Genomic DNA, 23,540 nt, shown 5'->3' on the forward strand with positions numbered 1-23,540 from the left:
GTCGGCCTTCGATATGGAATGGGTCCTGAGATCTTGCGCGATGTCAGTTTCCATATTCCGCCGCGTTCATTTCAGTTTCTGACCGGCCCGTCAGGGGCCGGGAAAACCTCGCTCATGCGCCTTCTCTTCATGGCGCTGAAGCCTACGCGCGGCCTCATCAATATTTTCGGCAGGGATGTTGCGCGGCTCAATCATGCGGAAATTCCGCTTCTGCGCCGCCGCATTGGTATCGTTTTTCAGGATTTTCGCCTGCTCGATCATATGACCACTTATGAGAATGTGGCGCTGCCGCTACGTGTCCGCGGAAAGGAAGAGGCGACCTATCGTCACGAGGTGGAGGAGCTGCTGCATTGGGTCGGGCTCGGCGACAGAATGAACGTGTTGCCGCCGGTTCTTTCGGGCGGAGAGAAGCAGCGCGCAGCGATTGCCCGCGCGCTTATCGATCAGCCGGAACTTCTTCTGGCCGACGAACCGACGGGCAATGTCGATCCGCCTCTTGCAAAGCGTCTACTGCGCCTTTTCACCGAGTTGAATCGTTCTGGAACGGCTGTGATTATCGCGACCCACGATCTTTCCCTGATGGAGCAGGTTGATGCGCGACGCATGATCCTCGAACATGGGCGGCTCGACATTTATGATTGATGTGAAGAACGCCTGGCGACGTACATTGACTGATATCCAGGTCCGTTTCGAGGACCTCAGGGACATGTTGCTTGTCCGCATTGGCAAACGCCGGAAACGACAGGGACCAAGCCCCATCGTGCCTGATGGCAGCGTGACAGGCAACGCACTTGTCATCGTGATTGCTATCATGACGTTTCTGGCATGTCTGACGATGGGAGGAGTGACACTTGTCCGCGCCTCGGCTGCCGCCTGGCAGAGCCAGATCGCCCGCGAAGCCACAATCCAGATTCGTCCTGTCGACGGACAGGACATGGAAAAGGCTCTGGTTCAAGCGAGTGAGATCGCGCGTGGCTTTGCTGGTGTAAAAGGCGCGAGTATTATCGACAAGGATGCGACCGCGCGGCTTCTCGAACCATGGCTCGGTAGTGGCCTCAATATCGATGAACTGCCCGTGCCGAGGCTCGTTGTGGTGACGATCGATGAAAATGCGCCGCCTGACTTTGAAACCATGCGGGCTGAAATCACACGCGCCATTCCGGCGGCAACGTTTGACGATCACCGTACCTGGGTTGATCGACTTGTCTCCATGGCGCATACGACGGTGCTCGTTGGGACAGCCGTTCTTTCGCTCGTGATTGCTGCGACCATTTTGACCGTGATCTTTGCCACACGTGGCGCAATGTCCGGTAACAGCCATATTATCGAGGTGCTTCATTTTATTGGCGCTGAATCGAAATTTGTGGCGCGCGAGTTCGAATGGCACTTCTTCCGCACCGCATTGAAGGGTGCGCTTTGTGGCGGTGCGGCGGCAATGTTCGTATTTCTGGTCTTCTCGTGGTGGGCATCAAGCCATGTGGCAACCCCCGAAGGCGATCAGGCTGCTGCCATGTTCGGCAATTTCGCCGTTGGGCGCAGCGGTTACATCGGCGCTGCCGTCATCATTATTCTGGTCAGCTTCCTGACCATGCTGACAAGTCGCCTGACTGTGATCCGACAGCTTGCAACCATGGACGGTCCGGGAGTACGCTCCGAATGAAGACCTTTTCCGATCTGGCCGCTTTCAAGACAAGTTTTTCGCCCGTTTCTCCGACTTCTCGCCGCAATGCTGGCTATGATGGGCGAAGAGATGTTACGCGAATTCCGCAAGCGCCATCGGAGGGACACCGGTCGAGTGACGATGCAGTGGCACAGAGGCAGACAGCAAACGGACTCTCTACGGGAGTTGTGGTCTGGCGCCGTAATCGGAGGAGCATTTCCCTGCACTCCTTTACGATTGCATCCGGCAATTTCTTATGGTCTGTGATGATGCGCATGTTCAGACGTCTCCAGCCCGTTTCCATCATTCTGTTTATTGTTCTTCTGGCGTTTCTCGTCGGCTTCGTCGCGTTTGGTGAAAAGGTCACCAGCATGCAGCCTCCGGCGCTTGACCAGCCTGCCGATGCGATCATCGTTCTGACTGGCGGACAATCCAGAATACAGGCTGCTGTCAATCTTCTGAAGGACAAGCGAGGGAAGCGTCTTCTGATCAGCGGTGTTCATCCGGCCACTAATGAAAAGACGTTGCAGCGTGCAACCCATGCGGACCAGAGCCTGTTCGATTGCTGTGTCGATCTCGACCGGTCGGCTCTCAACACCGTCGGCAACGCGACGGAAAGCGAACGCTGGATTCGCACCAACAATTACCGTCGTGTGATCCTGGTTACGAATAACTATCATATTCCGCGCAGCACGCTGGAAATGTCCTATCGCATGAAAGATGTGGAATTCATTCCCTATCCGGTCGTTAATGGGGAACGCCGTGAACATAGCTGGGTTGCCGAAAGCGACACTTTGCGCGTGCTCTTTATCGAGTATGTGAAATATCTGGGCGCTGTCGTGCGTGTCGGGGCGACCGAACTGTTTGGAACACGGCCCGGGCAAAATACAGTGACTGAGAACTGATCTCGCTGCGGGTTTACGATTTCCTGATGGAAATGGCCGCTCTTCCTGATATATCGATGCCGTCACTTTCTGCAAAAAGTCCAGAATTCGCGCGTGATCGTTTACCGCCAGTCGGGAGCGAAAATGCTTTAGCCAGGGTCTGCACCGACTGATGCTTCTCTATCTGCGCTCAATCTTGTTTAATGCGGCGTTCTATATCTGCACACTTGTTCAGATGATCGTTTACACGCCCTTTTATTTTCTGTTGCCTCGCAAGAAGGCCTGGATCGTGCCGAAGTTGTGGGCAAGGGTCAACCTCTGGCTCCAGAAGTATATCGCGGGCACCGACTATGTCGTCGAAGGATTAGAGAACATTCCCAAAGGCGCCTATATTTGCGCACCAAAGCACCAGTCTGCCTGGGATACCTATGCTTTCCTGCCCTATCTCGATGATCCGGTTCTTATCCTGAAGCGAGAACTGATGCGCATTCCGCTTTTCGGTTGGTATATCGCCAAGATGCAGATGATCCCGGTTGATCGCGGCTCTCGTGTAAAGGCGCTGCATTCGATCACCAAGGGAGCGGAAAAAGCGATTGCGGAGGGCCGACAGATTTTGATCTATCCCGAGGGAACACGCAGATCCCCCGGTGCTCCGCCACAATACAAATACGGTATCGTTCATCTCTATGAAGCGCTCAATCTTCCGGTTTTGCCGATTGCGCACAATGCAGGCCTCTACTGGCCGCGCCGCAAGTTCCTGCGTTATCCCGGAACCATTCGCGCCCGTATTCTACCACCAATTCCGGCGGGGCTCCCGAAGGATGAATTCCTGAAGCGGCTCATCGAAACGACGGAAACGGCCTGCGACGAACTTCTCGTCGCTGCCAGCCGCGATCCCAATCCACCACCTATGCCACCGGCTGCTGTTCAAAGACTGAACGAGCTCGGTGCCTAGCCTTCACAACAATCTATGGCCTGATCACGTTCAATTGCGTTGCGGGAACGACAATTCGCCGCGTTTTCTTGAACTTTCGTTTTTCTTGCGCGCAACCATGAAACCCGTTATCAGAGCCCGACACGAAAGGACACATCATGAATATTGATGCCATCTCCATCGGCTCCAATCCTCCTGAAGACGTCAACGTCATCATTGAAGTGCCTGTCGGCGGCCAGCCGATCAAGTACGAGATGGACAAGAAGGCCGGCGCCCTCATCGTCGACCGTTTCCTCTACACGCCAATGACCTATCCGGGCAATTACGGCTTTGTGCCACATACGCTTTCGGAAGATGGCGATCCGATTGACGTTCTCGTCTGCAACACCCGTCCGCTGGTTCCCGGATGCGTGATCAACGTTCGCCCGATTGGCGTTCTCGTCATGGAAGATAATTCCGGCAAGGACGAAAAGATCATCGCCGTTCCGTCGCCGCACCTGACGCGCCGCTACGAGAAGATTCACGACTACACCGATATGCCGGAGATCACTCTGAAGCAGATCGCGCATTTCTTTGAGCACTACAAAGATCTGGAACCGGGCAAGTGGGTCAAAATCGGGGACTGGGGCGACGAAGATTACGCTCGTAAGTTCATCGTGGAAGCTATCGAACGGGCCAAGGGCAAGTAAGAGATAGCTATCCGATCCATCCAAAACAAAAGCGCCCGGCAATGTCCGGGCGCTTTTGTTTCAGGCTTCAGATTCCGGTTGGCGCGCTTATAGGAAAAGCGGCAGCAACGTTGTCCACATGAACTGGCGGATGAAGAAGATGATCAGCAGCAGGATAATGGGCGAAATATCGATCCCGCCTAGATTGGGCAAGATATTGCGGATCGGGCGCAGAACAGGCTCGGTGACCTTGTAGAGAAACTCACCGATTGAGGCCACGAAGCGGTTGCCGGAATTGACGACATTGAAAGCATAGAGCCATGAGAAAATGGCACTCGCAATAATAATATAGGTGTAAATATCGAGCGCCAAATCAATGGTACGGAACAATGCGATCATGGAGGCCTCCTTGGCAATTGGCCGAGATGTAGCGGTTGCATTGGGCAAGAACAAGGGCTGAGCGCTTGAGCGCCGGAATTTTTGCGAAGCGCAGCAACTGCGTTCGGCTCCCAGAACCGTCTGATTATCGTTGAGTATCGTGGTCAATGAGATCGTTGACGCGCTCCAGCCAGTGGTCACGGACACGCATATTGCGCAGATGCTGAAGCGTATTGGCGACATAATCGACATTGGCGCCGGAATCGCCACGAGCCGATGCGACAATTGCTGCGGCTTCCTCGGCTTTCAGCGAACCTGCGTATTGCAGGTGATGGCGGTCGGCTACGTAGGTGACAGCGCTGACATTCCGTCCATCTGCAAGGCGAAGCCGAAGATTTCTTTCATGATAGACCTGGTTCGACATTTCCCGTTCGCGCAGATAGGCCATCACCTCACCAGCCATGCCTCCGGGTACGCGAAAGGCAATACCGAGGCATGAGCCACCGGCATCGAGACCCAGAACCAGACCGGGCTGATCGGGAGTTCCACGGTGAACATGGGAGTAGATGCATAGACTGCGCCTATAGCCGTAAAGGCGCGCGCGCACGGTCTCCACATGCGCGAAACCCGGCCGCCACATCAGCGAGCCGTAGCCGAAAACCCAGAAATCGTTCATTCGCCTGTCATCCAGGAGTGTGGTCATCAGAGTATCTATATTGATTTAGTGAACGCCGATTTCCACCGGTAATCAACGGATATCTCTCGATTTTTCCCCTCCAACGCTTCACAAGGCACATTCCTGCCATAAAATGGCCAACAGTCGGGAGGAGCACAAGAGATCGGGATTAGATACGCGATCTGAACCTGGGATGAGGCTCTTCGAAATAACCGTCTGAACAATGTAAGGCTTTAAAATGGCGCACACTGGAATGAACGCACCGAAAGCCAGAAAGCGTCCCATAGCGCTCGTCGTCATTCTTGTTGTCTTGATCGCAGGCTACACGGTGGGCTGGTTCTATATCGCAAACAGACTGGAAGCGCGAGCCGAGGCTGACATGGCCAAGCTTGCTGCCCAGGGTGTTGGAGTGAAGTGCGAAGACCTGCGTATGGGCGGTTATCCGCTGCGCGTCAATGTGGTCTGCGACAGTATTTCCTGGCAGCGTCCTTCCGAGGGTATGTCGTTCCGCGCCGGACGTTTCACCTCGGGGTCTCCGGTTTACGCCCCGCGCTCTCTGTCGAATGATCTTACAGGTCCTGCCTTCATCGAGTTTCCGGGGCTGGAGCCGTTGGAAGTCAACTGGAACAAGTTTACCTCCAATACCCGGTTGGCGCGTCCGTTTCCGACAGAAATCGAACTGGCTGCACACGAGGTCGCGGTTGGCCTTCGTACGGAAACCACGAAGACGGAGCCACTGAGCACGCTCGAACAGATGGATTTCCGCTTAAGCCAAGAGGACGGCACCCTGAAGATCAATGGTCGCTTTGCCGGATTGAAACTAGCAAAGGCAGTGATTGGCAATGCCAGCAGTCCTGAAATCGACGGGGTGGCGGATATTGATGTGGTCGATGCTGCAGCGCTGCTTGCGCGAAGCGATATGCCTTTTCATGAACGGCTGCGCGGACATTCCGGTACGGTCAATCAGGCTTTTCTCTCAATGCCAAATGGAGCCATGGTCTCTGTCACCGGGCCGTTTTCGGTCGATGCAGACGGGCTGATCAATGCCGACGTGAAGCTGACTATGGTCAATCCGCAATCGTTGGCACAGGCTGGACAGACAGTTTTTCCTGAGCAGGGCGGTAATATTGCCACCGTTTTGTTCGCTCTCTCAGCCATGCCGAAAGACGAAAACGGCAATCCCGTGATGGAGATCGCCGTTCGCAAAGGTAAAGTCAGCGCCGGATTCATCCCGCTAGGGCGGTTGCCTGCTCTTTAAGAGAATAGGGTAGTATGTCTCACCCTATTTTTGTTCACCGGTACGTGTCGCAGCCTGACGACCGAAATCCGGTGCGTCCACTTCCTGTCCAGCATCAATGATACCGCGTCGGACAGCCCGTGTGCGCGTGAAAAGATCGAACAGCGCTTCTCCGTCCCCCCAGCGTATCGAACGCTGAAGGGAGGCGAGGTCTTCCGAAAAGCGACCGAGCATTTCGAGGATGGCATCCTTGTTGTGCAGGCATACATCACGCCACATCGTCGGATCGGACGCGGCCAGACGTGTGAAATCGCGGAAACCGGAAGCCGAATATTTGATGACTTCTGACTTCGTCACCTGTTCCAGATCACTGGCCGTGCCGACAATGTTGTAGGCGATGATGTGCGGCAGATGCGAAACGATGGCCAGCACCAGATCGTGGTGCTGCGGATCCATGCGATCAAGTCGCGAGCCGCAGGCGAGCCAAAATTCACTCAGTTTCTCCAGTGCTGCTTTATCCGTATCCGCCAGGGGAGTAAGAATGCACCAGCGATTGGTGAAGAGTTCTGCAAAGCCAGCATCCGGCCCGGAATATTCCGTGCCTGCGAGCGGGTGTCCGGGAATGAAGTGCACATAGTTAGGCAGTTCCGGCTGCATCTGTGCAATCACGGAAGCTTTGGTGGAGCCCACATCGGTGATGATGGCGCCCGGCTTCAGGTTTGACGCGATCTGGCGCGCCACGGTGCCTGACGAGCCGACAGGAACCGAAACGATGACCAGATCGGCATCCTTGACGGCTTCAGTGCTATCGGTGGTGTAACTGTCACCGAGTCCAAGTTCTTCGGCACGTTTAAGCGTTTCACTGCTGCGTGTGGCGATGGCGATGTGGTCTGCGAGTTTTTCGCGCCGAATGACGCGGGCCAGCGAGGAACCGATGAGGCCGATGCCGATCAGGGCGATCTTGTCGAAATGAACCGTGGACATGGGATTACTTCAAAAATTCAGTCAGGGCGGCAACGACGCCGCGATTGGCTTCTTCCGGTCCGACTGTCATGCGTAACGCATTGGGAAAGCCGTATCCGCCGACGCGACGCAGGATATAACCGCGCCTGGAAAGCCATTCGTCGGCCTTATCCGCCGAATGCGCAGCATCGTCTGGAAAATGGATCAGCAGGAAGTTCGTGACCGATGGTGTCACCCGGAGGCCGAGCTTGGTGAACTCGTCAGCCAGCCAGACAAGCCATTTTTCATTGTAGGTGACAGACTTTTCGACATGGGCGCGATCACGGATAGCGGCGGCACCGGCAGCAATGGCGGCCGAGTTCATGTTGAACGGCCCGCGGATGCGATTGACGGCATCGATCACGTGCAGCGGCGCATACATCCAGCCAATACGCAGGCCCGGCAGCCCGTGGATTTTCGAGAAGGTGCGCGTCATGACTACGTTTTCGTTGGACGAAACGAGTTCGAGACCGGCTTCATAATCATTTCGACGGACATATTCGGCGTAGGCTGCATCCAGAACAAGAAGCACGTGCTTCGGCAGTCCGGCATGAAGACGACGTACTTCCTCGAAAGGCAAATAGGTGCCGGTTGGATTGGCCGGATTGGCTATGAAGACAATCTTCGTGCGCGACGACAGACCGGCCAGAATGGCGTCCACGTCGATACGCTCGTTCTTTTCCTTCACCGTGATCGGTGTCGCACCCGCGCCCAGCGTCTGGATCTTGTAGACCGCAAAACCATGCTCCGTAATGATGGCTTCGTCGCCTGGGGCAAGATAGGTTTGACAGATCAGGCCGAGCAACTCGTCGGAGCCGTTGCCGCACAGGATGTTGGCCATGTTGAGCCCCTGCGTTTCGGCAATTGCCTCACGGAGCGCCAGCGCCTGTCCATCGGGATAAAGCTCCAGCTTTTCGCCTGCGTGTCGATAGGCTTCGACTGCAAGAGGGCTCGGACCGACAGGTGTTTCGTTGGAGGAGAGCTTATAGACCTTTGCAACACCTTCCACATGTTCCTTGCCAGGTACGTAGGCTGCGATGTCGAGCAGGCCGGCCTTAGGCTGGGGACGGGTAAGGTTCTGCGTATCGGTCATGATTTTGGCTCCGCCAAAAGGTCAATGTTAAAGTTGCGATGGATTATAGTTACAATGGCGGCATATCCCGCCATTGCGTGCAAGTCGAGAAAAACCTTGTTAAGTAATACTTGCCAACCCCAGCGACTGGTCGTTTTCGCAGGGCTGATGCGCAAATGTCCTAGTTTTTATGATCTGTCGTGATGGTCTGCACCGGTATTTTTCTCAACCCGCCGACGGGGGTGCCCTGTGGTGCGAGAACCGGAACAAAAACGCGGCGTGACGAGCGCTGGGCGACCGGCAGCCCTTGATAGAGCCGCTTTTGTGCCTCCACCACCAGGACGCCTGAAAAGACTGGCCATAACCTTCGCCCCATGCCTTCCAGCGCAAGACAAGGCCGCATCAACCATCGACGTGTGGCAGGTGGAAAATGCAGAGCGTCGCTCACCGTGCTGACGGTGAAATTCGCCTCGCGCAACAAGCTGGTGAGCTGCGTACGGCTATAAGGCCGTCCGCTGCCAAAGGGAGTATGTTCAAAGCGGGCCCAGAGACCGCGCCGGTTCGGTACCACGATAACGAGCCGCCCGTTTGGGGCGAGGACGCGCCACATCTCCTTAAGCGTTTCCGTCGGGTTCTCAGCATATTCTAGTGCGTGTATCATAAGCACGCGATCAATTGAGGAATCGGGAAGGGGCAATTCCTCGTCGAAAACGAGCGCTGTTGCGGTTTTTTCTGCTGAAGGCCAGGCGACAGCTCCCTGACCGGCTGGCATGAAGGCGAATGACCGCTCCGTATCGGCACTGAAACGGTCAAGATAGGGAAGGCTGTAGCCCATGCCGACAAGTCGCTCTCCCGGTACGTGGCTCCACAACCCAGCCAATGCCATTCGGATCGCGCGCTCTGCGAGATGGCCCAGTGTCGTATCGTAAAATGATCGCAGTTCAATGATGTCCGGATGCATGCGGGTCACGCTATATGAAATCTCGTCGCTGGGAAATGGAGAAGCTGGAGCAGCTTCATCTGATGGGGTGCAATTTGCTCAAACCATGCTATAGAGCGTGCCTTTCCGGTACCTTTGACGGGTGCCGAAGTCTGCGCGAAAGCGAACGATCAGGAGAAGCAGCAGATGCCCGAAGTCGGTGGCAAGACAATCGAAGTTCTCTTTAGCCCGGACGAGATCGCCGGTCGTAATCTCGAGCTCGCCAAGGCTATTGCTGAACGCAAGTTTCATAATCTGCTGACGATTTCGATCCTGAAGGGTTCCTTCATCTTTGCAGCCGACCTCATCCGAGCGATGCACGATGCAGGCGTAGAACCCGATGTCGAGTTCATCACCGTTTCGAGCTACGGCAAGGGGACGACGAGCACGGAAGTTCGCCTGCTACGCGATATCGACAGCGACGTTCGCGATCGCGATGTGCTTCTGATCGACGATATTCTGGAATCCGGCAAGACATTGAAGTTCGTTCGCGAATTGATGCTGGAACGGGGCGCGAGGAGCGTCAGCATTGCTGTTCTTCTTGACAAGAGTGTGCGCCGCAAGGTCGATCTTGATGCCGATTTCGTGGCTTTCGAATGCCCGGATTATTTTGTCGTTGGCTATGGCATGGATGTCGGGCACGCCTTCCGTCAGTTGCCCTTTGTCGGGCGTGTGATGGAATAAGGCTCCGACCTGTTTCTCAATCGAATTTCAACAGGCGCTGCAGATATTCCTTTTCCATCTGCGGCGTCAGTGCATTGCCAAGCTTGCGGCGGATTTCATCAAGAATTTCGCGCGCGCGCTGGATGTCGATTTCACCGGGAATCTTGACATCTTCGCCCAGGCCGCTGTCGCCGTTGCCCTGCTGGCGACCAAGGGGGTCTCTTCCGCGATTGCCATTGGCGCCATTCTGCCCCTGACCTTGCTGACCCATGGCCTGCTGCATTTTCTGCATCATGTCGCGTCCGCCGCGACGCAGCGCATCCAGCGCGTTGCCCTGCTGGTCGCTTGCTTCGGCACCTTCGCTGCGGCCGAGCGCGTCCGTGGCGTTCCCCATTGATTTTCCGGCGTCTGAAAAGTCCTTGCCGGGTTCAATGCCCATACCCTTCAGATCGTCCAACAGTTTCTGCAGATCGGACTGGAGATTCTTCTGCTGTTGTTGCAGCTTACGCATGGCTTCAGCCATATCCGGTGGAATATCGCTTTTTCCGGCCTGACCGTTTTCCGCTTCACGGTCTGGCTGTCCACCGCCCATGGAGCCGTCATCGCCGGGGAACATGTCGTCGCCGAATTCGCCTTCACCATCGCTGCCGCCAAACTGGCGCTGCATCTTCTGATCGAGATCGAAGGTTTCGTTCATCGTCTTTTGCTGGCGTTGCATGAGTTCGCCAAGCTTATTCATCTGCTGCTGCATCTGGCCTTGTTGGCCTTGCCCTTGACCTTCCTGGCCCTGACGCGCCTGACCCATCTGTAGGTTGTTCATCAGGCTCTGTAATTGCGACAGCAACTCTTGCGCCTGATCTCGCGAACCCTGACGCGCCAGATTTTCGATCTGATCCATCATGCGCTGCAAGTCTTTTTCTGTCAGCATTCGCGCATTGGGGTCGGGTGTAGCGCGGCGTGTGTTCTGGTTCTGCTGCTGGCGCTGGGCAAATTCCCGCAGGAAATCCTGCATCGCCTTGCGCAGGTCTGCCGAGAGCTTTTCGATTTCTTCTTGCGACGCACCATTCTGGAGAGCGTTTTTCAAGGCTTCCTGTGCTTGCCGCAGACGCTTTTCGGCGGCGGAAAGATTGCCATCTTCGATGCCAAGGGCCACCTGCCACATATAGTCCACAGTATCGCGCAGGGCGTCATCGCTCCTGGCGAGACGAAGACGTGTTCCAATTGTGACCAGCCCCAGATAATGCGCTGCATTCTTGATGGTTTCTTCCGGGCGAAGCGTAAGTGCCGACAGCATATCGAGCACATGATCGCGCTGTGTAGCGTCGATCGCCAAGATATGGCGTTGCTCCGCAACAGCGCGCGCTAGCGGATTGCTGAAAGGGCGCTCGGGCAAGGTAATAATCTTGGTTTCGCTGCGCCCGGTTTGTCCGGCTGCATCGGTGACAACCAGCGTAAGCGCAACTTTTTCGCCCGCCCAGGGGTGCTCGGTCAGGTCTTTCGACGTCGTGGCGTCATTAACGCCGCGGCGTGGCAATGTGAGCGGCAGTTGCGGTGCGTCGTAAAGCGGCGTTGCTTCCTCATCGTCATCATTGTTGAGTGGGACAATCTCACCTTCGGCTTTTACGGGCGCATAGTCGTCCTCAATCTGATAGGAAAGCTGCAATGTCCCGTTCAGCGCGTGTCCCGGTTCTTTGGTAAAACGAATCGTTGGTGGATTATCCGGGGTAACGGAAAATTTCCAGCGGGCATCGGTGCCGGAAAGCCCCAAGGTCTCGTCCTGCTGCAAATCATAACGGAAATTCCGGCTTCCATCGACGACGGCCTGTTCTGCAGGCTCTTTCTGGTCTTCCTGAGTGTTTGTCGGCGGTACATCGCGCCGCTCCCCCTTCGCATCTGTCGCAGTAAGGCGTTCAGAGCCGCCGCCGATGATCCGGACGGACAGAATGCTGCCTTGGGGGACGTTGATCGCGGCAACCTTGCCGTCATCCGTAGTGTTCAGGAAAATGGGAGCGCGTCCGGTATAGCGCGGCGGCGTCACCCAAGCATCGATTCGCGCAACGGCTGTGCTGCCACCCGGACGGATATGAAAGGCATCGGCAATGCGACCGCTGTTAGGGCTGAAGCTGTAGGCCACGGAAGTCACGAAGATCAGGGCAATCACCGCGCGAATGCCAAACGGGTCACGTTCGGGAATACGCGTGTAGGGCAGGCCAGATTGCAGGTTCTGAAGTCGGTCCGCCATGCGGCGCTGGTGTTCGTGCCACAAGGCGACGGCGAATGGATCGTGTTCTCCGGTTGCCATATGGCCTGTCTGGACGGAGAGCGGTTCGTGAATGAGACCGTTGATCGCCTCAATGCGGCGTGTGACGTCCCTTTCCGTCGGAGGACGAAACCGAAACGGCAGGTACAGCGCAATGAGACCGGCCAACCCGAACAGGGCCAACACGCCGATATGCAGCCATCGCGGCATCATGCCGAACAGTCCGAGCCAGCTCAGACTGGCAAACAGGCCGACGAGAAGGATCAGCGGAAGGATCAGCGGCCAGAACCGTTCGAAGCCGATGGAGAGAAATGTACGCAGACGGAGCCGACGCAGAGCAGCGCTTTCCCCGGAAAAGAGCCGCAGGAATGCTTCCCGCGCGGCGCGCGGCCTATCTTTCCTGTCGTTGCTACGATCCGTCATATCGGCTTTCTGGCGTGTATCGCGTTTTCATCTTGCAACAGGATAACACGCATCATGGCAAAGGCGAGGCTTTGCCATGATAATTGTACTCTTCGGTTTTATAACCACTCCGGCACGGAATCGAGCGCCAGGAGTTCTTCATAGGTACGACGTGGACGCACGACATGGTAGCGGTCGCCATCGACCAGGACTTCGGGAATGAGCAGGCGGCTGTTATAGGTGCTGGAAAGCACTGCACCATAAGCGCCTGTCGTGCAGACGGCGATCAGGTCGCCCGGAACGGGTTTCGCCACTTCCCGGTCGAGCCCCAGATAATCACCCGTCTCGCAGACCGGGCCGACGAAATCGGCGCGAATACGCGGGGCGTCGTCTTTTGGTAGAGCAACGGGCTTGATGTCGTGGAACGCATCATAAAGCGTCGGACGAATCAAATCGTTCATCGCCGCATCCACAATGACGAAGTTCTTGGCATCGCCTTCCTTGACGAAGATCACTTCCGTGACCAGAAGTCCGGCATTTCCGACGATTAGCCGCCCCGGCTCGAATACGGTCTTCAGGCCAAGTGGCTTGATATGTTTTGCAACAATTTCTGCGTATGCGACGGGCAGGGGAGGCGGGGTATTGTCCGTGCGATAAGGAATGCCGAGTCCCCCGCCAACATCGACGTGGCGGATGTTGTGACCGTCAGCCTGCAGTTCCTTGACCAGGTGCGCCATCAGGGCGAACGCATTGTCAAACGGTTCAAGGTCGATGATCTGACTGCCGATATGCATATCGATGCCGACCACATCGAGACCGGGCAGACTTGCCGCACGGGCATAGACCTCGCGCGCCTTCACGCGCGGAATGCCAAACTTGTTTTCGGATTTTCCGGTCGAAATCTTTGCATGGGTCTTCGCGTCTACATCAGGGTTGATGCGCAGCGACACGGATGCGACCTTGCCTGCCTTTACGGCGCGTGTGGAAAGAATTTCCAGTTCCGGTTCGGATTCAACATTGAAGCAATAGATGCCTGCCTCAAGCGCGAAGTCCATTTCATGGGGCGTCTTGCCGACGCCGGAAAAGACAATCTTGTTGGCGGGGATACCAGCAGCAAGCGCCCTGCGAATTTCGCCTTCCGAAACCGTGTCGGCACCGGCGCCAAGCTGTGCCAGTGTTTTCAGAACAGCTTGGTTGGAATTGGCCTTCAGTGCGTATGTCACTAATGTTTCCATGTCCGCAAACGCTTCACTGAACACGCGGAAATGGCGCTCGACGGTTGCGCGAGAATAGACATAGAAAGGTGTGCCAACGGCCTGAGCGATTTCAGGCAGGCTGACATTTTCGGCATGAAGAACGCCGTTGCGATACTCGAAATGGTTCACGGAAAAAGGCCCTGCAGCAGAAACTTACAACAGCTTGTCGAGGATGATCGGCTTGTCTTCCTTCGGTTTCGGCTTGGTATGGCCCTGTTCGTCCGTCACGACGGCGGATGGCGGCGGCTCCAGCGGACCCTTGCGACCGCAAGCGGCGAGTGTGGCGCTGAGCGCGGCGATCAGAAGCACGGAAGAAATAACGGAGCGGCCTGTCATCAGCTTTGGTTCCCGAAATATATACTTTTGTGATAGGTCTAACCCATTATGCCCGAAAGTGGAATCGTCTGTTTGACAGATGATTCCACATGACGTCATGTTGATCGATTATCAGGCCTTGGCAATCCGCTTTTTCCAGTAGCGGATCTGGCGGCGCACTTCCTGAGGGGCCGTGCCGCCGAAGGACTGGCGGCTCTTCACCGACTTTTCGACTGTCAGATAACCGAAGACGGCATCGGTGATACCTGGATGGATCGACTGGAGTTCTTCAAGTGAAAGCTTCGCCAGATCGACCTTGCGGCTTTCTGCCAGAGCTACGGCTCGGCCTGTGACGTGATGTGCTTCGCGGAAGGGGAGGCCCAGTTCACGCACCAGCCAGTCGGCGAGGTCGGTTGCTGTGGAATAGCCGGAGCCTGCGGCTTTCTTCATTGATGCGACATTGATTGTCAGGTCCCTCACCATGCCGGCCATGGCTGCTATGGCGAGTTCCAGATTTTCAGCGGCGTCGAAGACCTGCTCCTTGTCTTCCTGCATGTCCTTGGAGTAGGCAAGCGGGAGACCCTTCATGATGGTGAGAAGTGCGATCAGCGAACCATTGATGCGGCCCGTCTTGGCGCGAACGAGCTCGGCGGCATCCGGATTTTTCTTCTGCGGCATGATCGACGAGCCGGTGGAGAAAGCGTCGGACAGGCGCACGAAGTTGAATTGCGGTGTCGACCAGATGACGATTTCTTCGGCCAGACGTGACAGGTGACCGGCGCAAATCGCGGCGAGCGACAGGAATTCCAGCGCATAGTCGCGGTCGGAAACACTATCGAGCGAATTACGGGTCGGCTCACGGAAACCGAGCGCTTTCGCCGTCATGTGACGGTCGATCGGGAAGCCGGTGCCTGCAAGGGCCGCTGCACCCAAAGGCGATTCGTCCATGCGCTCGATTGCATCGCGCACACGCGACAAATCGCGACCGAACATTTCCACATAGGCCATACAATGATGACCAAAGGTGACGGGCTGAGCGGTCTGGAGATGCGTGAACCCAGGCATGACGGTTGCGACGTGTTCTTCTGCACGCTCAAGGAAGGCTTCGATCAGGTTCTTGAGGGCGGCTGCGGTCTTTTCCAGTTCCTGCTTCACCCAAAGACGGAAGTCGACGGCCACCTGGTCATTGCGTGAACGGGCGGTATGGAGCCGTCCGGCAGACGGGCCGATCAGATCGGCAAGCCGCGCCTCAATGTTCATGTGGATGTCTTCGAGCTTGCGCGAAAAGGTGAATTTGCCGTCCTCGATTTCCTTAAGGATGGTTTTGAGACCATTTTCGATTTGTTGATGGTCTTCCGCCCCAATAATGCCCGTCTTTGCCAGCATGGCTGCGTGGGCGAGCGAGCCCTGAATATCCTGCGCATAGAGCTTGCGGTCGAAACCGATCGATGCATTGATCTCTTCCATGATCGCATCGGGCCCTGAGGCAAAACGGCCGCCCCACATCTGGTTGCTTGATTTTTGTTCGCTCATGCTCATATGCCCCGAGTGACGGTTTGGCGGAATATTGGAAAGAAGTAACGCGACATGGCAGAAGACAACGAAAAGGCGAATTCCGAACAGCAGGCGAAATCGGGAAATCGCAAGATCGTCCTTCTTGCCGCCCTTGCCGGTGTCATTGCCGGTATCGGGGCGGTATACGTGATGGAGCGCCCTTCTGGCAATGTGGTTACCCAGAATGTTTCGACGAATGTTGCAGTAGAAAGCGATGAAGCTTCGGCCCAATGCGTATCGAAAGTCGATAAGCTGAAGGCACTTGATGCGGCTGCAACCGGGGGCGTGGCTGCAATGCGTGCCGCCGAAAAACCGATTTCAGTCTCGTATATCGCCTTTACAGGGCCTGACGGCAAGCAGATGACGCTCGGCGATTTCAAGGGTAAGACACTGCTCGTCAATCTGTGGGCGACATGGTGCGCGCCATGTCGTGAGGAAATGCCGGCTCTCGACAAGCTGGAGGCCGAAGCGGGTGGGGCCGATTTCGAGGTCGTCGCCATCAACATCGACACCGGCTCGGACGACAAGCCCAAGGGCTTTCTGAATGAGGTCGGCATCAAGAACCTGACGCTACACCGGGACGCGTCGATGTCGAGCTTCAACGAACTGAAGCGCAAGAATCTGGCCTTCGGCCTTCCGGTGACGCTGTTGGTTGACAAGGATGGCTGCCAGATTGCATCCATGAACGGCCCGGCACCATGGGACAGCCCGGAAGCGAAAAAACTCATAGAAGCGGCTCAGAGACTTTAATACTCGACAAAGTCGAGAATCAGTGGCTTGCTTACTCTTTAAAAGAGGGAGTTGGTCATGAGCCTTGAAGTCTGGCTTGCATTTTCTGCCGCATCCATCGTGCTTCTGGTCATTCCGGGGCCAACAATTCTGCTCGTTGTCTCATATGCACTCGGTCAGGGTTGGAAGGCGGCTTTGCCAATGGCGGTCGGTGTCGCGTTGGGCGATTTCACAGCGATGACGCTTTCCATGCTTGGCGTGGGCGCGCTGCTGGCTACTTCAGCAACCGTGTTCACCGTCGTCAAATGGGCTGGTGCCGCCTATCTTGTCTGGCTCGGCATCAAGCTTTTCCGGGCGGGAGGAACACTCAATGCAAAGGCTCGGCACGACAAGGTGCATCCGGGACGGATGCTGGTCCATGCCTGGCTGGTGACTGCTCTCAATCCGAAGAGCATCACGTTTTTTGTGGCTTTTCTTCCGCAGTTTCTCAGTCCAACCCGCGACTTTCCGGTTCAGATGCTGGCTTTCGAGAGCACATTCCTAGTGTTGGCTTTCCTCAACGCATTCACCTATGCGCTTCTGGCGGTCCGGGCACGACGCTTCTTTTCGAGCGAACGTGCGCTGCGCATGTTCAATAGGGCGGGCGGTACGTTGCTCGTTGGCGCGGGTGTCGCTACAGCTTCCATGCGGTCAGCCTGAGACGAAACCGGCGCGCTTTAGCCTGACGATGGCCAGATCAAGCGCTGAGAGAAATGCCGAGCGATCCTTGGGTGAAAAGGGGGCGGGTCCGCCTGTGACTTCACCAGCGGAACGCAAACTATCCATCAGGTTGCGCGTCGCCAGCGTATTGCCGATGGTATTGCGGGTGTGGACGCGCCCGTTCGGCGCAATGACTGATGCACCTTTCTCGAGCGAGCGACTGGCTAAAGGAATGTCAGCGGTAATCACGATTGCGCCCGGCTGTGAATTCTCGGCGATCCAGTCGTCGGCAGCATCGAGCTTGTCTGATACGACGACCCGTTCAACACGCTCTGCATCGCGTGGGATGGCGATGAAACTGTTGGCCACCAGTGTGACTGGCAGATTATGTCGTTCCGCCACGCGATAGATTTCGGCTTTCACCGGGCAGGCGTCCGCGTCGACGAGAATGCGGATGATTTCAGGTTCGTTGTTCATGCCGCTTCATAAAATGCGGACGACTGTTTGGCAAATTCAACGCTGCGATCAGTTTTATGCGATAGGTGATTGACGCGAAAAGGTATAAGGCGAGCCGCGAAAGTGAGAATTCTGTCATGGCCGCCCGTTTCTTTCCCATAATGTTTGTCTTGCTTTGGGCCACCGGTTTCATCGGTGCGGGGCTTTCCATGCCTTATGCCGAACCGTTTACCTTCATGGCGGTACGGTTCTCAATCGCGGCGGTCATAATGACGCTTTGGGCGCTGGCAAGCCGGAGCATCTGGCCCAAGGGCGATATGCTTCTTCATGCGGCGATTGCCGGATGTCTCATCCATGGCGCCTATCTTTCCGCCTTGTTCTGGGCGGTACATCACGGATTGCCGGCCGGTATGTCGGGGCTTGTCGCGGGTCTTCAGCCCATGCTGACCACGCTGATTGCGGCTCTCCTTTTGGGGGAGCGCGCAAGTGGGCGGCAATGGCTGGGGCTTCTGATTGGCTTTCTCGGTGTTGCCATGGTGGTTTGGCCGAAATTCTCAGGCCACAGCGGTGTCGATCCGCAAAGCTTGGCAGCTGCTTTTGTAGCAGTTCTGGCGATCAGCACCGGCACCGTATGGCAGAAGCGTTTTGGCACGGCTGCGGATTTGAAGACAGGGACTGCGGTGCAATATATCGCCGCAGCCATTTTGACTGCCATCTGCGCCTTTGCCTTTGAAACGCGGGTGATGATCTGGTCACCTTCGCTGATATTCGCACTGGTCTGGCTGACGCTTGCCATTTCCATTGGCGCCATACTGGCACTTCTGGTCATGATCCGCGAAGGCGCCATGTCGAAAGTCGCATCGCTGTTTTATCTGGTGCCCGGCACCGCCGCGATCATGGCTTACCTGATTTTCGGTGAGACACTGTCGGCAATCCAGATAGCGGGCATGGTGGTAACAACCCTCGGCGTTGCTCTGACTACTTTGCGCCGATAAGTTCCGGCTGTTGTTCGCGCTTGCGAAAAATCATGATCGCGGCGTTTATTTCCGCACCAATGATGAAAATTGCTGACAGCATGTAGAGAAAGACGATCGCCACCATGATGGAGGCCAGTCCAGCATAGGTCGAAACATAATTGGCGAAGGTTTCGAGATACTTTGCAAAGGCCATCGCGGCGGCAAGCCAGGCTATGAGTGTGATCAATATGCCGGGCAGGATGTCGCCGAGGCTGCGCCGCCCGGCGGGTAGCCAGATATGCACCATGAACAGCGCCAAAACCAGAACCGCCACCGCCACCGTATAGCGCCAGAAGGCGATCGTGCCGGTGAATGGCGCAATGTCGGGAAACCATTGTTCGGCAATGCGCACGGCAAGCGGGGCGAGAACCAGCAGGAAGCTGATGGCCATGAGGCTCAGCGTGCCGACCAGAACGAAGCCTAAGCTTTGCAGGCGGCAGAAAATGATCGAGCGCTGGTCATTGACGCGATAGGCGCGGTTGAGCGCAATGCGCAGCGCCTCCACACCATTGGAGGCAAAGTAAGCGGCTGCAATGACACTGAGCGTCAGAAGTCCGCTGCGCTGCACGGTCAGCACGTTCATCACCTCATTGGCGATGGGAGCGGCTATGTTCGATGGCCACATGTCGAAGATGACATGCACCGCCGTATCGGCAAATTCCTTGGTGCCGAGAAAGCTCGCAAGCGTCGTGGCGAAGATCAGGAACGGAAACAGCGCCATCAGGCCGGAAAGCGCGATATGGCTGGCGAAAGCCCAGCCGTCGTCCGAACTGAAATGCCCAATCACGTCGTAGGTAATCTGACGGAGAAAACGTTTTATTTTTCGCATCCGCAGATTTGTCCCGTAAAACCTTGCTCGGTGTTCGATAGGTGTTCAGCCCGTGTTCCAAGGCCTTAAATCTAGTATCGGTCTGCGGATTGCAAGGGCCGGACCCGTTTTAAACCGGACCCGAATCAAGCAAGCTGGATAAAATCGCAGCAGGAAGCAAACCCATGACTCCGGCACAATCCGGTCGAAATCGACAGCGCAGTATTATTATCACCGGCTGTTCCTCCGGTATTGGTGCCTATTGTGCCGAGGCGCTTCACAGCCGAGGATGGCGTGTTTTTGCGACCGCCCGCAAGGATTCGGATATTGCGGCACTCAAGGCAAAGGGAATTAAAGCCCATTATCTCGATTATACGGAGTCGCAGTCGATCGCCGCGCTTGCCGATGAGGTGTTGCGCCAGACTGACGGTAAGCTCGATGCCCTGTTCAACAATGGTGCATATGCCCAGCCCGGCGCGATAGAGGACTTGCCGGTTGAAGCCTTGCGCCAGCAGTTTGAAGCCAATTTTTTCGGCTGGCATGATCTCACCCGACGCATGATTCCGGTTATGCGCCGACAGGGACGCGGGCGCATCGTGCATTGCTCGTCCATCCTGGGACTGGTGCCTATGAAATGGCGTGGTGCCTATGTGGCATCGAAATTTGCACTTGAGGGGCTGATGCTTGCACAGCGCATGGAACTGGAAGGTTCAGGGATTGAAATGTCGCTGATTGAGCCTGGCCCTATTGCGTCGCGCTTCACCTATAACGCTGCCCTTCATGCTCGAGCCAATATCGACATGGAAACTTCGGTACATCGCGAGCTTTACCAACGCCAGATGGCGAAATTGGAAAGCGGGGGCACAAAATCCAAGAACAAGCTTGGACCGGAAGCCGTCTATGCTGTACTGCTTCATGCATTGGAGGCGCCGCGTCCCCGTCCGCATTATTTGGTGACAAGACCGGCGAAACTTGGGTCACTGGCAAGGCGCCTGATGCCTGCACGCTGGCTCTACCGGATGCTGTCCGACCAGTCTTGAGGTCAGGAACAGTGCGCATGGGAAGGAAATAAAATGGACGTTCTGTTCAAGGGCGCAGCAATGGTGGCCATGCTCGCTGTGGCCGTCGTTCTGATCATCGGTCTGCGCAACATGATGCGTGGCGGTGATGGAAATTTCTCAAACAAGATGATGCGATTGCGTATTTTCCTGCAGTTTGTCGCAGTGGTCCTGATCGTCGGCGCCATCTATTTTGCGCGCCAGAAAACCGGCCAGTAAATATGGTCAAGCTCAACAAGATTTACACCCGTACCGGTGACAAGGGTATGACCGGGCTTGCCAGCGGGCCGCGGCGGCTGAAGTCCGACCTGCGTGTCGAAGCATATGGTACGGTGGACGAAACCAACGCCTGCATCGGTATGGCGCGCATCCATACGAGCGGTGAAGACAACCCCTTTGCGAAGATCGACGCAATGCTGAGCCGCATCCAGAACGATCTTTTCGATCTGGGCGCGGACCTTTCGACGCCAGACGACGGCAAGCCGCTCGCTTACGAACCGTTGCGCATCGTCGCGTCACAGGTCGCGCGTGTAGAAGCTGATATTGATCTCCTCAATGCCGATTTGCAGCCGCTGCGCTCGTTCATTCTTCCAGGCGGATCGGCAGCGTCTGCCGCTTTGCATCTCGCTCGCACGGTTTCACGCCGGGCCGAGCGCTTGATGGTGGCGCTTGCCCGTGTGGAAGGAGAGGTCGTTTCGGCGGAGGCTCTGCAATATATCAACCGCCTTTCCGATTTCCTGTTTGTGGCGTCGCGAACTGTCAACGATAATGGCGCGCAGGATGTTCTCTGGGTTCCCGGTCAAAACAGATAGTCAGACACCACGTCTGTTGCCCCATATCAGTACGTGAAGCTGGGGCAGGACATGCGCTTCATACCAGCCATCCGCAATCACCTTTTCAACCAGCCACTCCATCCGCCGCATAATGCCGTCAATATCAATTGCCCCGTCATGTGCTTCGGGCGGCGGCGGTGTGTGATTGCCCGGCTGAAGATAAACCGGCAGAGCGGGATAGCTGCTGCCTAACTCTTTGGCGAAGGCGTAATCCTCATCGTCGAAGATGACCATTTTCAGCACTGTTCGCGGCGCTCCACCCGCAGCCTCAATACAGGCCGCCAGAGCATCGAAATCGAAGCTCATGCTGCTCGAGGGTGGCTTTGGGCTCAGTACCAATGTGTCCACTGCAGAAAACCAGCCTTGGGCAACCGAGCCTTGAGTTTCCAGCGCAAAGCGATAGCCCTCGGCTTTGCCATGCTCAATGAGCGGTCCCAAGGGCTGAATGGCGGGGTTGCCGCCAGAAAGTGACACTGTTAGCGGTCTATTTCGAGAAAGTGTCGTCACTTTATCCCAAATCGACTCCACGCTCATCGCTTTCCACTCGTGACGAAAACGGCTTTCAACGGCATGGAGGCTGTCGCACCAGACACAGCGATAGTCGCAGCCACCGGTTCGCACGAAAACCGTTGGCTCGCCGATCAGCACGCCTTCGCCCTGTATTGTGGGGCCGAAGATCTCTGCGATGCGTATTTGCGTCACGGTCTGTACTCGGCCCACGTCTTGGGCGTTTCACTGACCCGTACGGCGGAAACTTCCGGCCAGCGCACGTGACACCATTCGAAAAAATGCCGGGCGAGGGTCTCAGCCGTGCTCTGATCGTGCCCCAGAACATCGTTGAGATGACGATGGTCAAAACGATCATCAATGTAGCGCTTGAATGGTGCCAGCTCATGATAGTCGCGGACAAAACCATGCTGGTTGAGATCGGGGGCTGAAAGCTCGACCTCAACAATATAGTTGTGGCCGTGCAGACGGGCGCATTGATGGTCTGCGGGTAGCCCGGCCAGTTGGTGTGATGCGGAGAAATGAAATTCCTTCGTGATGCGAAACATCAGGCGTTCCTCCGCGCAACGGCGTCTTGCCAGAAATCCGTATCTTCATAGGGCGTCGGGTCTTCGATGCCCGCGATATGAAAGGCCTCGCGGCGCTCAACACAGGTGCCGCAGCGCCCGCAATGATGTTCGCCGCCCTTGTAGCAGGACCACGTCGCGGCAAAAGGCGTACCGTGTTTTACGCCGTCGACAACGATATCGGCTTTCGAAACGTGCACATAAGGCGCGAGCAGTTTTATGTTCGCATAACCGTCCAATGCATGGTTCTGCATCGTTTGAAAAGCATCGATAAAGCCGGGGCGGCAGTCTGGATAGATAAAATGATCGCCGCCATGGACAGCGAGGGCTACGGCGTCTGCGCCTTGCGCCGCCGCCACACCGAAGGCGATTGTCAGCATGATTGCATTGCGGTTCGGAACGACGGTGATCTTCATCGTTTCCTCCGCATAATGTCCGTCCGGCACATCGACATTGTCGGTGAGCGCAGAGCCGGTCAGACGAGCGCCGATACTGGTGATATCGATGACCTGATGGGGAACGCCGAGTCTTTTGGCACAGGCGCTGGCCGAATCCAGTTCCTTTTTGTGGCGCTGGCCATAGTCGAAGGAGAGGAGAGCGGTGAGTTGGTGTTCGGCTGCTACTCTGTAAGCAAGCGAAACAGAATCGAGTCCGCCGGAGCAGACGACGAGCGTTTTCATAAGTCAGGGTTCCTTGTTTTGACCGGGTAGGCTGCGACCGGATAGCGGGGCGTTACCTAAAGCATGGCGCGTCGCTTGTAAATGACATGAAAAGAAGAGGCGTCGGGTTGCTCGGATTCGGAATGACCTCTTGTCAAGATAAAGTGATTTTAATCGATATAGCGGCCCAACCCTGATTGACGTGCACGTCAACCGTCTTTAGGTTTCGTGCCGGTTCCCGGCGGATAGGCGGCGCATTTGCGTCACTG

27 protein-coding genes are annotated in these 23,540 nt (G+C 56.1%); 13 read left to right on the forward strand and 14 right to left on the reverse strand.

Annotated features, from left to right (window positions below; genetic code table 11):
* Window positions 1-18 precede the first annotated feature (18 nt).
* The 5 genes from ftsE to ppa all read left to right on the forward strand — a co-directional run bounded on the left by ftsE (window position 19) and on the right by ppa (window position 4,167).
* Window positions 19-642, forward strand: a complete 624-nt coding sequence (gene ftsE, locus FJQ48_RS08965) for a cell division ATP-binding protein FtsE (RefSeq protein ID WP_247870335.1) — start codon at window positions 19-21, stop codon at window positions 640-642.
* Window positions 617-1,660, forward strand: a complete 1,044-nt coding sequence (locus FJQ48_RS08970; protein WP_139974833.1) for an ABC transporter permease — start codon at window positions 617-619, stop codon at window positions 1,658-1,660. The genes ftsE and FJQ48_RS08970 overlap by 26 nt, the downstream gene beginning before the upstream one ends.
* On the forward strand, window positions 1,657-2,565 hold the full coding sequence (locus tag FJQ48_RS08975) for a YdcF family protein (protein WP_139974834.1): 909 nt from the start codon (window positions 1,657-1,659) through the stop codon (window positions 2,563-2,565). The genes FJQ48_RS08970 and FJQ48_RS08975 overlap by 4 nt, the downstream gene beginning before the upstream one ends.
* A 151-nt stretch (window positions 2,566-2,716) precedes the next feature.
* Entirely contained in the window at window positions 2,717-3,499 is a 783-nt protein-coding gene (locus tag FJQ48_RS08980) for a 1-acyl-sn-glycerol-3-phosphate acyltransferase (protein ID WP_139974835.1), read from the forward strand.
* 137 nt (window positions 3,500-3,636) lie between these two features.
* Window positions 3,637-4,167, forward strand: coding sequence for an inorganic diphosphatase (ppa, locus tag FJQ48_RS08985; protein WP_010657539.1), 531 nt, complete (start codon window positions 3,637-3,639; stop codon window positions 4,165-4,167).
* Window positions 4,168-4,254: 87 nt separating this feature from the next.
* Here ppa and FJQ48_RS08990 read toward each other — a convergent pair whose 3' ends face one another.
* Together FJQ48_RS08990 and FJQ48_RS08995 are read right to left on the reverse strand one after the other, a co-directional pair.
* A complete protein-coding gene (locus tag FJQ48_RS08990) occupies window positions 4,255-4,545 on the reverse strand; it encodes a YggT family protein (protein ID WP_061344492.1) in 291 nt (96 codons plus the stop codon).
* 124 nt (window positions 4,546-4,669) lie between these two features.
* Window positions 4,670-5,227, reverse strand: coding sequence for a gamma-glutamylcyclotransferase (locus FJQ48_RS08995; RefSeq protein WP_139974836.1), 558 nt, complete (start codon window positions 5,225-5,227; stop codon window positions 4,670-4,672).
* Window positions 5,228-5,438: 211 nt separating this feature from the next.
* On the opposite strand from FJQ48_RS08995, the gene FJQ48_RS09000 reads away from it, so the two are divergent.
* Entirely contained in the window at window positions 5,439-6,458 is a 1,020-nt protein-coding gene (locus FJQ48_RS09000; protein ID WP_139974837.1) for a DUF2125 domain-containing protein, read from the forward strand.
* A gap of 24 nt (window positions 6,459-6,482) precedes the next feature.
* On the opposite strand, the gene FJQ48_RS09005 is transcribed toward FJQ48_RS09000, so the two are convergent.
* From FJQ48_RS09005 to FJQ48_RS09015, 3 genes are all read right to left on the reverse strand, one after another.
* Entirely contained in the window at window positions 6,483-7,421 is a 939-nt protein-coding gene (locus FJQ48_RS09005) for a prephenate/arogenate dehydrogenase family protein (RefSeq protein ID WP_139974838.1), read from the reverse strand.
* Between the two features lie 4 nt (window positions 7,422-7,425).
* Entirely contained in the window at window positions 7,426-8,532 is a 1,107-nt protein-coding gene (gene hisC / locus FJQ48_RS09010) for a histidinol-phosphate transaminase (protein WP_139974839.1), read from the reverse strand.
* A 160-nt stretch (window positions 8,533-8,692) separates the two neighbouring features.
* Complete coding sequence (locus tag FJQ48_RS09015) at window positions 8,693-9,472, reverse strand: class I SAM-dependent methyltransferase (RefSeq protein WP_139974898.1); 780 nt, start codon at window positions 9,470-9,472, stop codon at window positions 8,693-8,695.
* A 165-nt stretch (window positions 9,473-9,637) separates the two neighbouring features.
* Here FJQ48_RS09015 and hpt point away from each other — a divergent pair, with 165 nt between their 5' ends.
* On the forward strand, window positions 9,638-10,174 hold the full coding sequence (gene hpt / locus FJQ48_RS09020; protein WP_139974840.1) for a hypoxanthine phosphoribosyltransferase: 537 nt from the start codon (window positions 9,638-9,640) through the stop codon (window positions 10,172-10,174).
* 16 nt (window positions 10,175-10,190) lie between these two features.
* On the opposite strand, the gene FJQ48_RS09025 is transcribed toward hpt, so the two are convergent.
* The 4 genes from FJQ48_RS09025 to argH form a co-directional block, all read right to left on the reverse strand.
* Complete coding sequence (locus FJQ48_RS09025) at window positions 10,191-12,836, reverse strand: TIGR02302 family protein (RefSeq protein WP_139974841.1); 2,646 nt, start codon at window positions 12,834-12,836, stop codon at window positions 10,191-10,193.
* 98 nt (window positions 12,837-12,934) lie between these two features.
* Entirely contained in the window at window positions 12,935-14,200 is a 1,266-nt protein-coding gene (lysA, locus tag FJQ48_RS09030) for a diaminopimelate decarboxylase (RefSeq protein WP_139974842.1), read from the reverse strand.
* Window positions 14,201-14,224: 24 nt separating this feature from the next.
* Window positions 14,225-14,407: a lipoprotein gene (locus tag FJQ48_RS09035; RefSeq protein WP_139974843.1), complete on the reverse strand. Its 183-nt coding sequence runs from the start codon at window positions 14,405-14,407 to the stop codon at window positions 14,225-14,227.
* 111 nt (window positions 14,408-14,518) lie between these two features.
* Complete coding sequence (gene argH, locus FJQ48_RS09040; RefSeq protein ID WP_139974844.1) at window positions 14,519-15,919, reverse strand: argininosuccinate lyase; 1,401 nt, start codon at window positions 15,917-15,919, stop codon at window positions 14,519-14,521.
* A gap of 54 nt (window positions 15,920-15,973) precedes the next feature.
* Here argH and FJQ48_RS09045 point away from each other — a divergent pair, with 54 nt between their 5' ends.
* Both FJQ48_RS09045 and FJQ48_RS09050 read left to right on the forward strand, forming a co-directional pair.
* Window positions 15,974-16,690, forward strand: coding sequence for a TlpA disulfide reductase family protein (locus FJQ48_RS09045; RefSeq protein ID WP_139974845.1), 717 nt, complete (start codon window positions 15,974-15,976; stop codon window positions 16,688-16,690).
* Window positions 16,691-16,747: 57 nt separating this feature from the next.
* Complete coding sequence (locus tag FJQ48_RS09050; RefSeq protein ID WP_139974846.1) at window positions 16,748-17,368, forward strand: LysE family translocator; 621 nt, start codon at window positions 16,748-16,750, stop codon at window positions 17,366-17,368.
* On the opposite strand, the gene FJQ48_RS09055 is transcribed toward FJQ48_RS09050, so the two are convergent.
* The gene (locus FJQ48_RS09055; RefSeq protein ID WP_139974847.1) at window positions 17,360-17,845 is read right to left on the reverse strand and encodes a YaiI/YqxD family protein; all 486 of its coding nucleotides are present in this window, start codon (window positions 17,843-17,845) and stop codon (window positions 17,360-17,362) included. The genes FJQ48_RS09050 and FJQ48_RS09055 overlap by 9 nt on opposite strands.
* A gap of 116 nt (window positions 17,846-17,961) precedes the next feature.
* Between FJQ48_RS09055 and FJQ48_RS09060 the strand changes: the two genes are divergently transcribed.
* Window positions 17,962-18,819: a DMT family transporter gene (locus FJQ48_RS09060; RefSeq protein WP_139974848.1), complete on the forward strand. Its 858-nt coding sequence runs from the start codon at window positions 17,962-17,964 to the stop codon at window positions 18,817-18,819.
* On the opposite strand, the gene FJQ48_RS09065 is transcribed toward FJQ48_RS09060, so the two are convergent.
* A complete protein-coding gene (locus FJQ48_RS09065) occupies window positions 18,803-19,669 on the reverse strand; it encodes a YihY/virulence factor BrkB family protein (RefSeq protein ID WP_139974849.1) in 867 nt (288 codons plus the stop codon). The genes FJQ48_RS09060 and FJQ48_RS09065 overlap by 17 nt on opposite strands.
* Window positions 19,670-19,833: 164 nt before the next feature.
* Between FJQ48_RS09065 and FJQ48_RS09070 the strand changes: the two genes are divergently transcribed.
* From FJQ48_RS09070 to FJQ48_RS09080, 3 genes are read left to right on the forward strand one after another with little or no spacing between them, the layout of a single operon-like run.
* Window positions 19,834-20,688 carry an SDR family oxidoreductase gene (locus tag FJQ48_RS09070; protein ID WP_139974850.1) on the forward strand — a complete coding sequence of 285 codons (855 nt, stop codon included), beginning with the start codon at window positions 19,834-19,836 and terminating at the stop codon, window positions 20,686-20,688.
* 33 nt (window positions 20,689-20,721) lie between these two features.
* On the forward strand, window positions 20,722-20,925 hold the full coding sequence (locus FJQ48_RS09075; RefSeq protein ID WP_139974851.1) for a twin transmembrane helix small protein: 204 nt from the start codon (window positions 20,722-20,724) through the stop codon (window positions 20,923-20,925).
* Between the two features lie 2 nt (window positions 20,926-20,927).
* Window positions 20,928-21,518, forward strand: coding sequence for a cob(I)yrinic acid a,c-diamide adenosyltransferase (locus FJQ48_RS09080; RefSeq protein WP_139974852.1), 591 nt, complete (start codon window positions 20,928-20,930; stop codon window positions 21,516-21,518).
* On the opposite strand, the gene queE is transcribed toward FJQ48_RS09080, so the two are convergent.
* The 3 genes from queE to queC are packed head-to-tail and all read right to left on the reverse strand — an operon-like array spanning window position 21,519 to window position 23,292.
* On the reverse strand, window positions 21,519-22,259 hold the full coding sequence (queE, locus tag FJQ48_RS09085) for a 7-carboxy-7-deazaguanine synthase QueE (protein ID WP_139974853.1): 741 nt from the start codon (window positions 22,257-22,259) through the stop codon (window positions 21,519-21,521).
* Window positions 22,238-22,594 carry a 6-carboxytetrahydropterin synthase QueD gene (gene queD / locus FJQ48_RS09090; RefSeq protein WP_139974854.1) on the reverse strand — a complete coding sequence of 119 codons (357 nt, stop codon included), beginning with the start codon at window positions 22,592-22,594 and terminating at the stop codon, window positions 22,238-22,240. Before queD ends, queE begins: the two co-directional genes overlap by 22 nt.
* Window positions 22,594-23,292, reverse strand: coding sequence for a 7-cyano-7-deazaguanine synthase QueC (gene queC, locus FJQ48_RS09095; RefSeq protein ID WP_139974855.1), 699 nt, complete (start codon window positions 23,290-23,292; stop codon window positions 22,594-22,596). The genes queD and queC overlap by 1 nt, the downstream gene beginning before the upstream one ends.
* Between the last annotated feature and the right edge of the window lie 248 nt (window positions 23,293-23,540).

It is taken from the genome of Ochrobactrum sp. CGA5, from assembly GCF_006345815.1.
Classification (GTDB): Bacteria; Pseudomonadota; Alphaproteobacteria; order Rhizobiales; family Rhizobiaceae; genus Brucella.

Excerpts from the sequence above, each read along its gene's own strand:
- ftsE (WP_247870335.1), top strand. The coding sequence starts at position 19 with ATGGGTCCTGAGATCTTGCGCGATGTCAGTTTCCATATTCCGCCGCGT.
- FJQ48_RS08970 (WP_139974833.1), top strand. The coding sequence starts at position 617 with ATGGGCGGCTCGACATTTATGATTGATGTGAAGAACGCCTGGCGACGT.
- FJQ48_RS08975 (WP_139974834.1), top strand. The coding sequence starts at position 1,657 with ATGAAGACCTTTTCCGATCTGGCCGCTTTCAAGACAAGTTTTTCGCCC.
- FJQ48_RS08980 (WP_139974835.1), top strand. The coding sequence starts at position 2,717 with ATGCTTCTCTATCTGCGCTCAATCTTGTTTAATGCGGCGTTCTATATC.
- ppa (WP_010657539.1), top strand. The coding sequence starts at position 3,637 with ATGAATATTGATGCCATCTCCATCGGCTCCAATCCTCCTGAAGACGTC.
- FJQ48_RS08990 (WP_061344492.1), bottom strand. The coding sequence starts at position 4,545 with ATGATCGCATTGTTCCGTACCATTGATTTGGCGCTCGATATTTACACC.
- FJQ48_RS08995 (WP_139974836.1), bottom strand. The coding sequence starts at position 5,227 with ATGACCACACTCCTGGATGACAGGCGAATGAACGATTTCTGGGTTTTC.
- FJQ48_RS09000 (WP_139974837.1), top strand. The coding sequence starts at position 5,439 with ATGGCGCACACTGGAATGAACGCACCGAAAGCCAGAAAGCGTCCCATA.
- FJQ48_RS09005 (WP_139974838.1), bottom strand. The coding sequence starts at position 7,421 with ATGTCCACGGTTCATTTCGACAAGATCGCCCTGATCGGCATCGGCCTC.
- hisC (WP_139974839.1), bottom strand. The coding sequence starts at position 8,532 with ATGACCGATACGCAGAACCTTACCCGTCCCCAGCCTAAGGCCGGCCTG.
- FJQ48_RS09015 (WP_139974898.1), bottom strand. The coding sequence starts at position 9,472 with ATGCATCCGGACATCATTGAACTGCGATCATTTTACGATACGACACTG.
- hpt (WP_139974840.1), top strand. The coding sequence starts at position 9,638 with ATGCCCGAAGTCGGTGGCAAGACAATCGAAGTTCTCTTTAGCCCGGAC.
- FJQ48_RS09025 (WP_139974841.1), bottom strand. The coding sequence starts at position 12,836 with ATGACGGATCGTAGCAACGACAGGAAAGATAGGCCGCGCGCCGCGCGG.
- FJQ48_RS09035 (WP_139974843.1), bottom strand. The coding sequence starts at position 14,407 with ATGACAGGCCGCTCCGTTATTTCTTCCGTGCTTCTGATCGCCGCGCTC.
- argH (WP_139974844.1), bottom strand. The coding sequence starts at position 15,919 with ATGAGCGAACAAAAATCAAGCAACCAGATGTGGGGCGGCCGTTTTGCC.
- FJQ48_RS09045 (WP_139974845.1), top strand. The coding sequence starts at position 15,974 with ATGGCAGAAGACAACGAAAAGGCGAATTCCGAACAGCAGGCGAAATCG.
- FJQ48_RS09050 (WP_139974846.1), top strand. The coding sequence starts at position 16,748 with ATGAGCCTTGAAGTCTGGCTTGCATTTTCTGCCGCATCCATCGTGCTT.
- FJQ48_RS09055 (WP_139974847.1), bottom strand. The coding sequence starts at position 17,845 with ATGAACAACGAACCTGAAATCATCCGCATTCTCGTCGACGCGGACGCC.
- FJQ48_RS09060 (WP_139974848.1), top strand. The coding sequence starts at position 17,962 with ATGGCCGCCCGTTTCTTTCCCATAATGTTTGTCTTGCTTTGGGCCACC.
- FJQ48_RS09065 (WP_139974849.1), bottom strand. The coding sequence starts at position 19,669 with ATGCGAAAAATAAAACGTTTTCTCCGTCAGATTACCTACGACGTGATT.
- FJQ48_RS09070 (WP_139974850.1), top strand. The coding sequence starts at position 19,834 with ATGACTCCGGCACAATCCGGTCGAAATCGACAGCGCAGTATTATTATC.
- FJQ48_RS09075 (WP_139974851.1), top strand. The coding sequence starts at position 20,722 with ATGGACGTTCTGTTCAAGGGCGCAGCAATGGTGGCCATGCTCGCTGTG.
- FJQ48_RS09080 (WP_139974852.1), top strand. The coding sequence starts at position 20,928 with ATGGTCAAGCTCAACAAGATTTACACCCGTACCGGTGACAAGGGTATG.
- queD (WP_139974854.1), bottom strand. The coding sequence starts at position 22,594 with ATGTTTCGCATCACGAAGGAATTTCATTTCTCCGCATCACACCAACTG.
- queC (WP_139974855.1), bottom strand. The coding sequence starts at position 23,292 with ATGAAAACGCTCGTCGTCTGCTCCGGCGGACTCGATTCTGTTTCGCTT.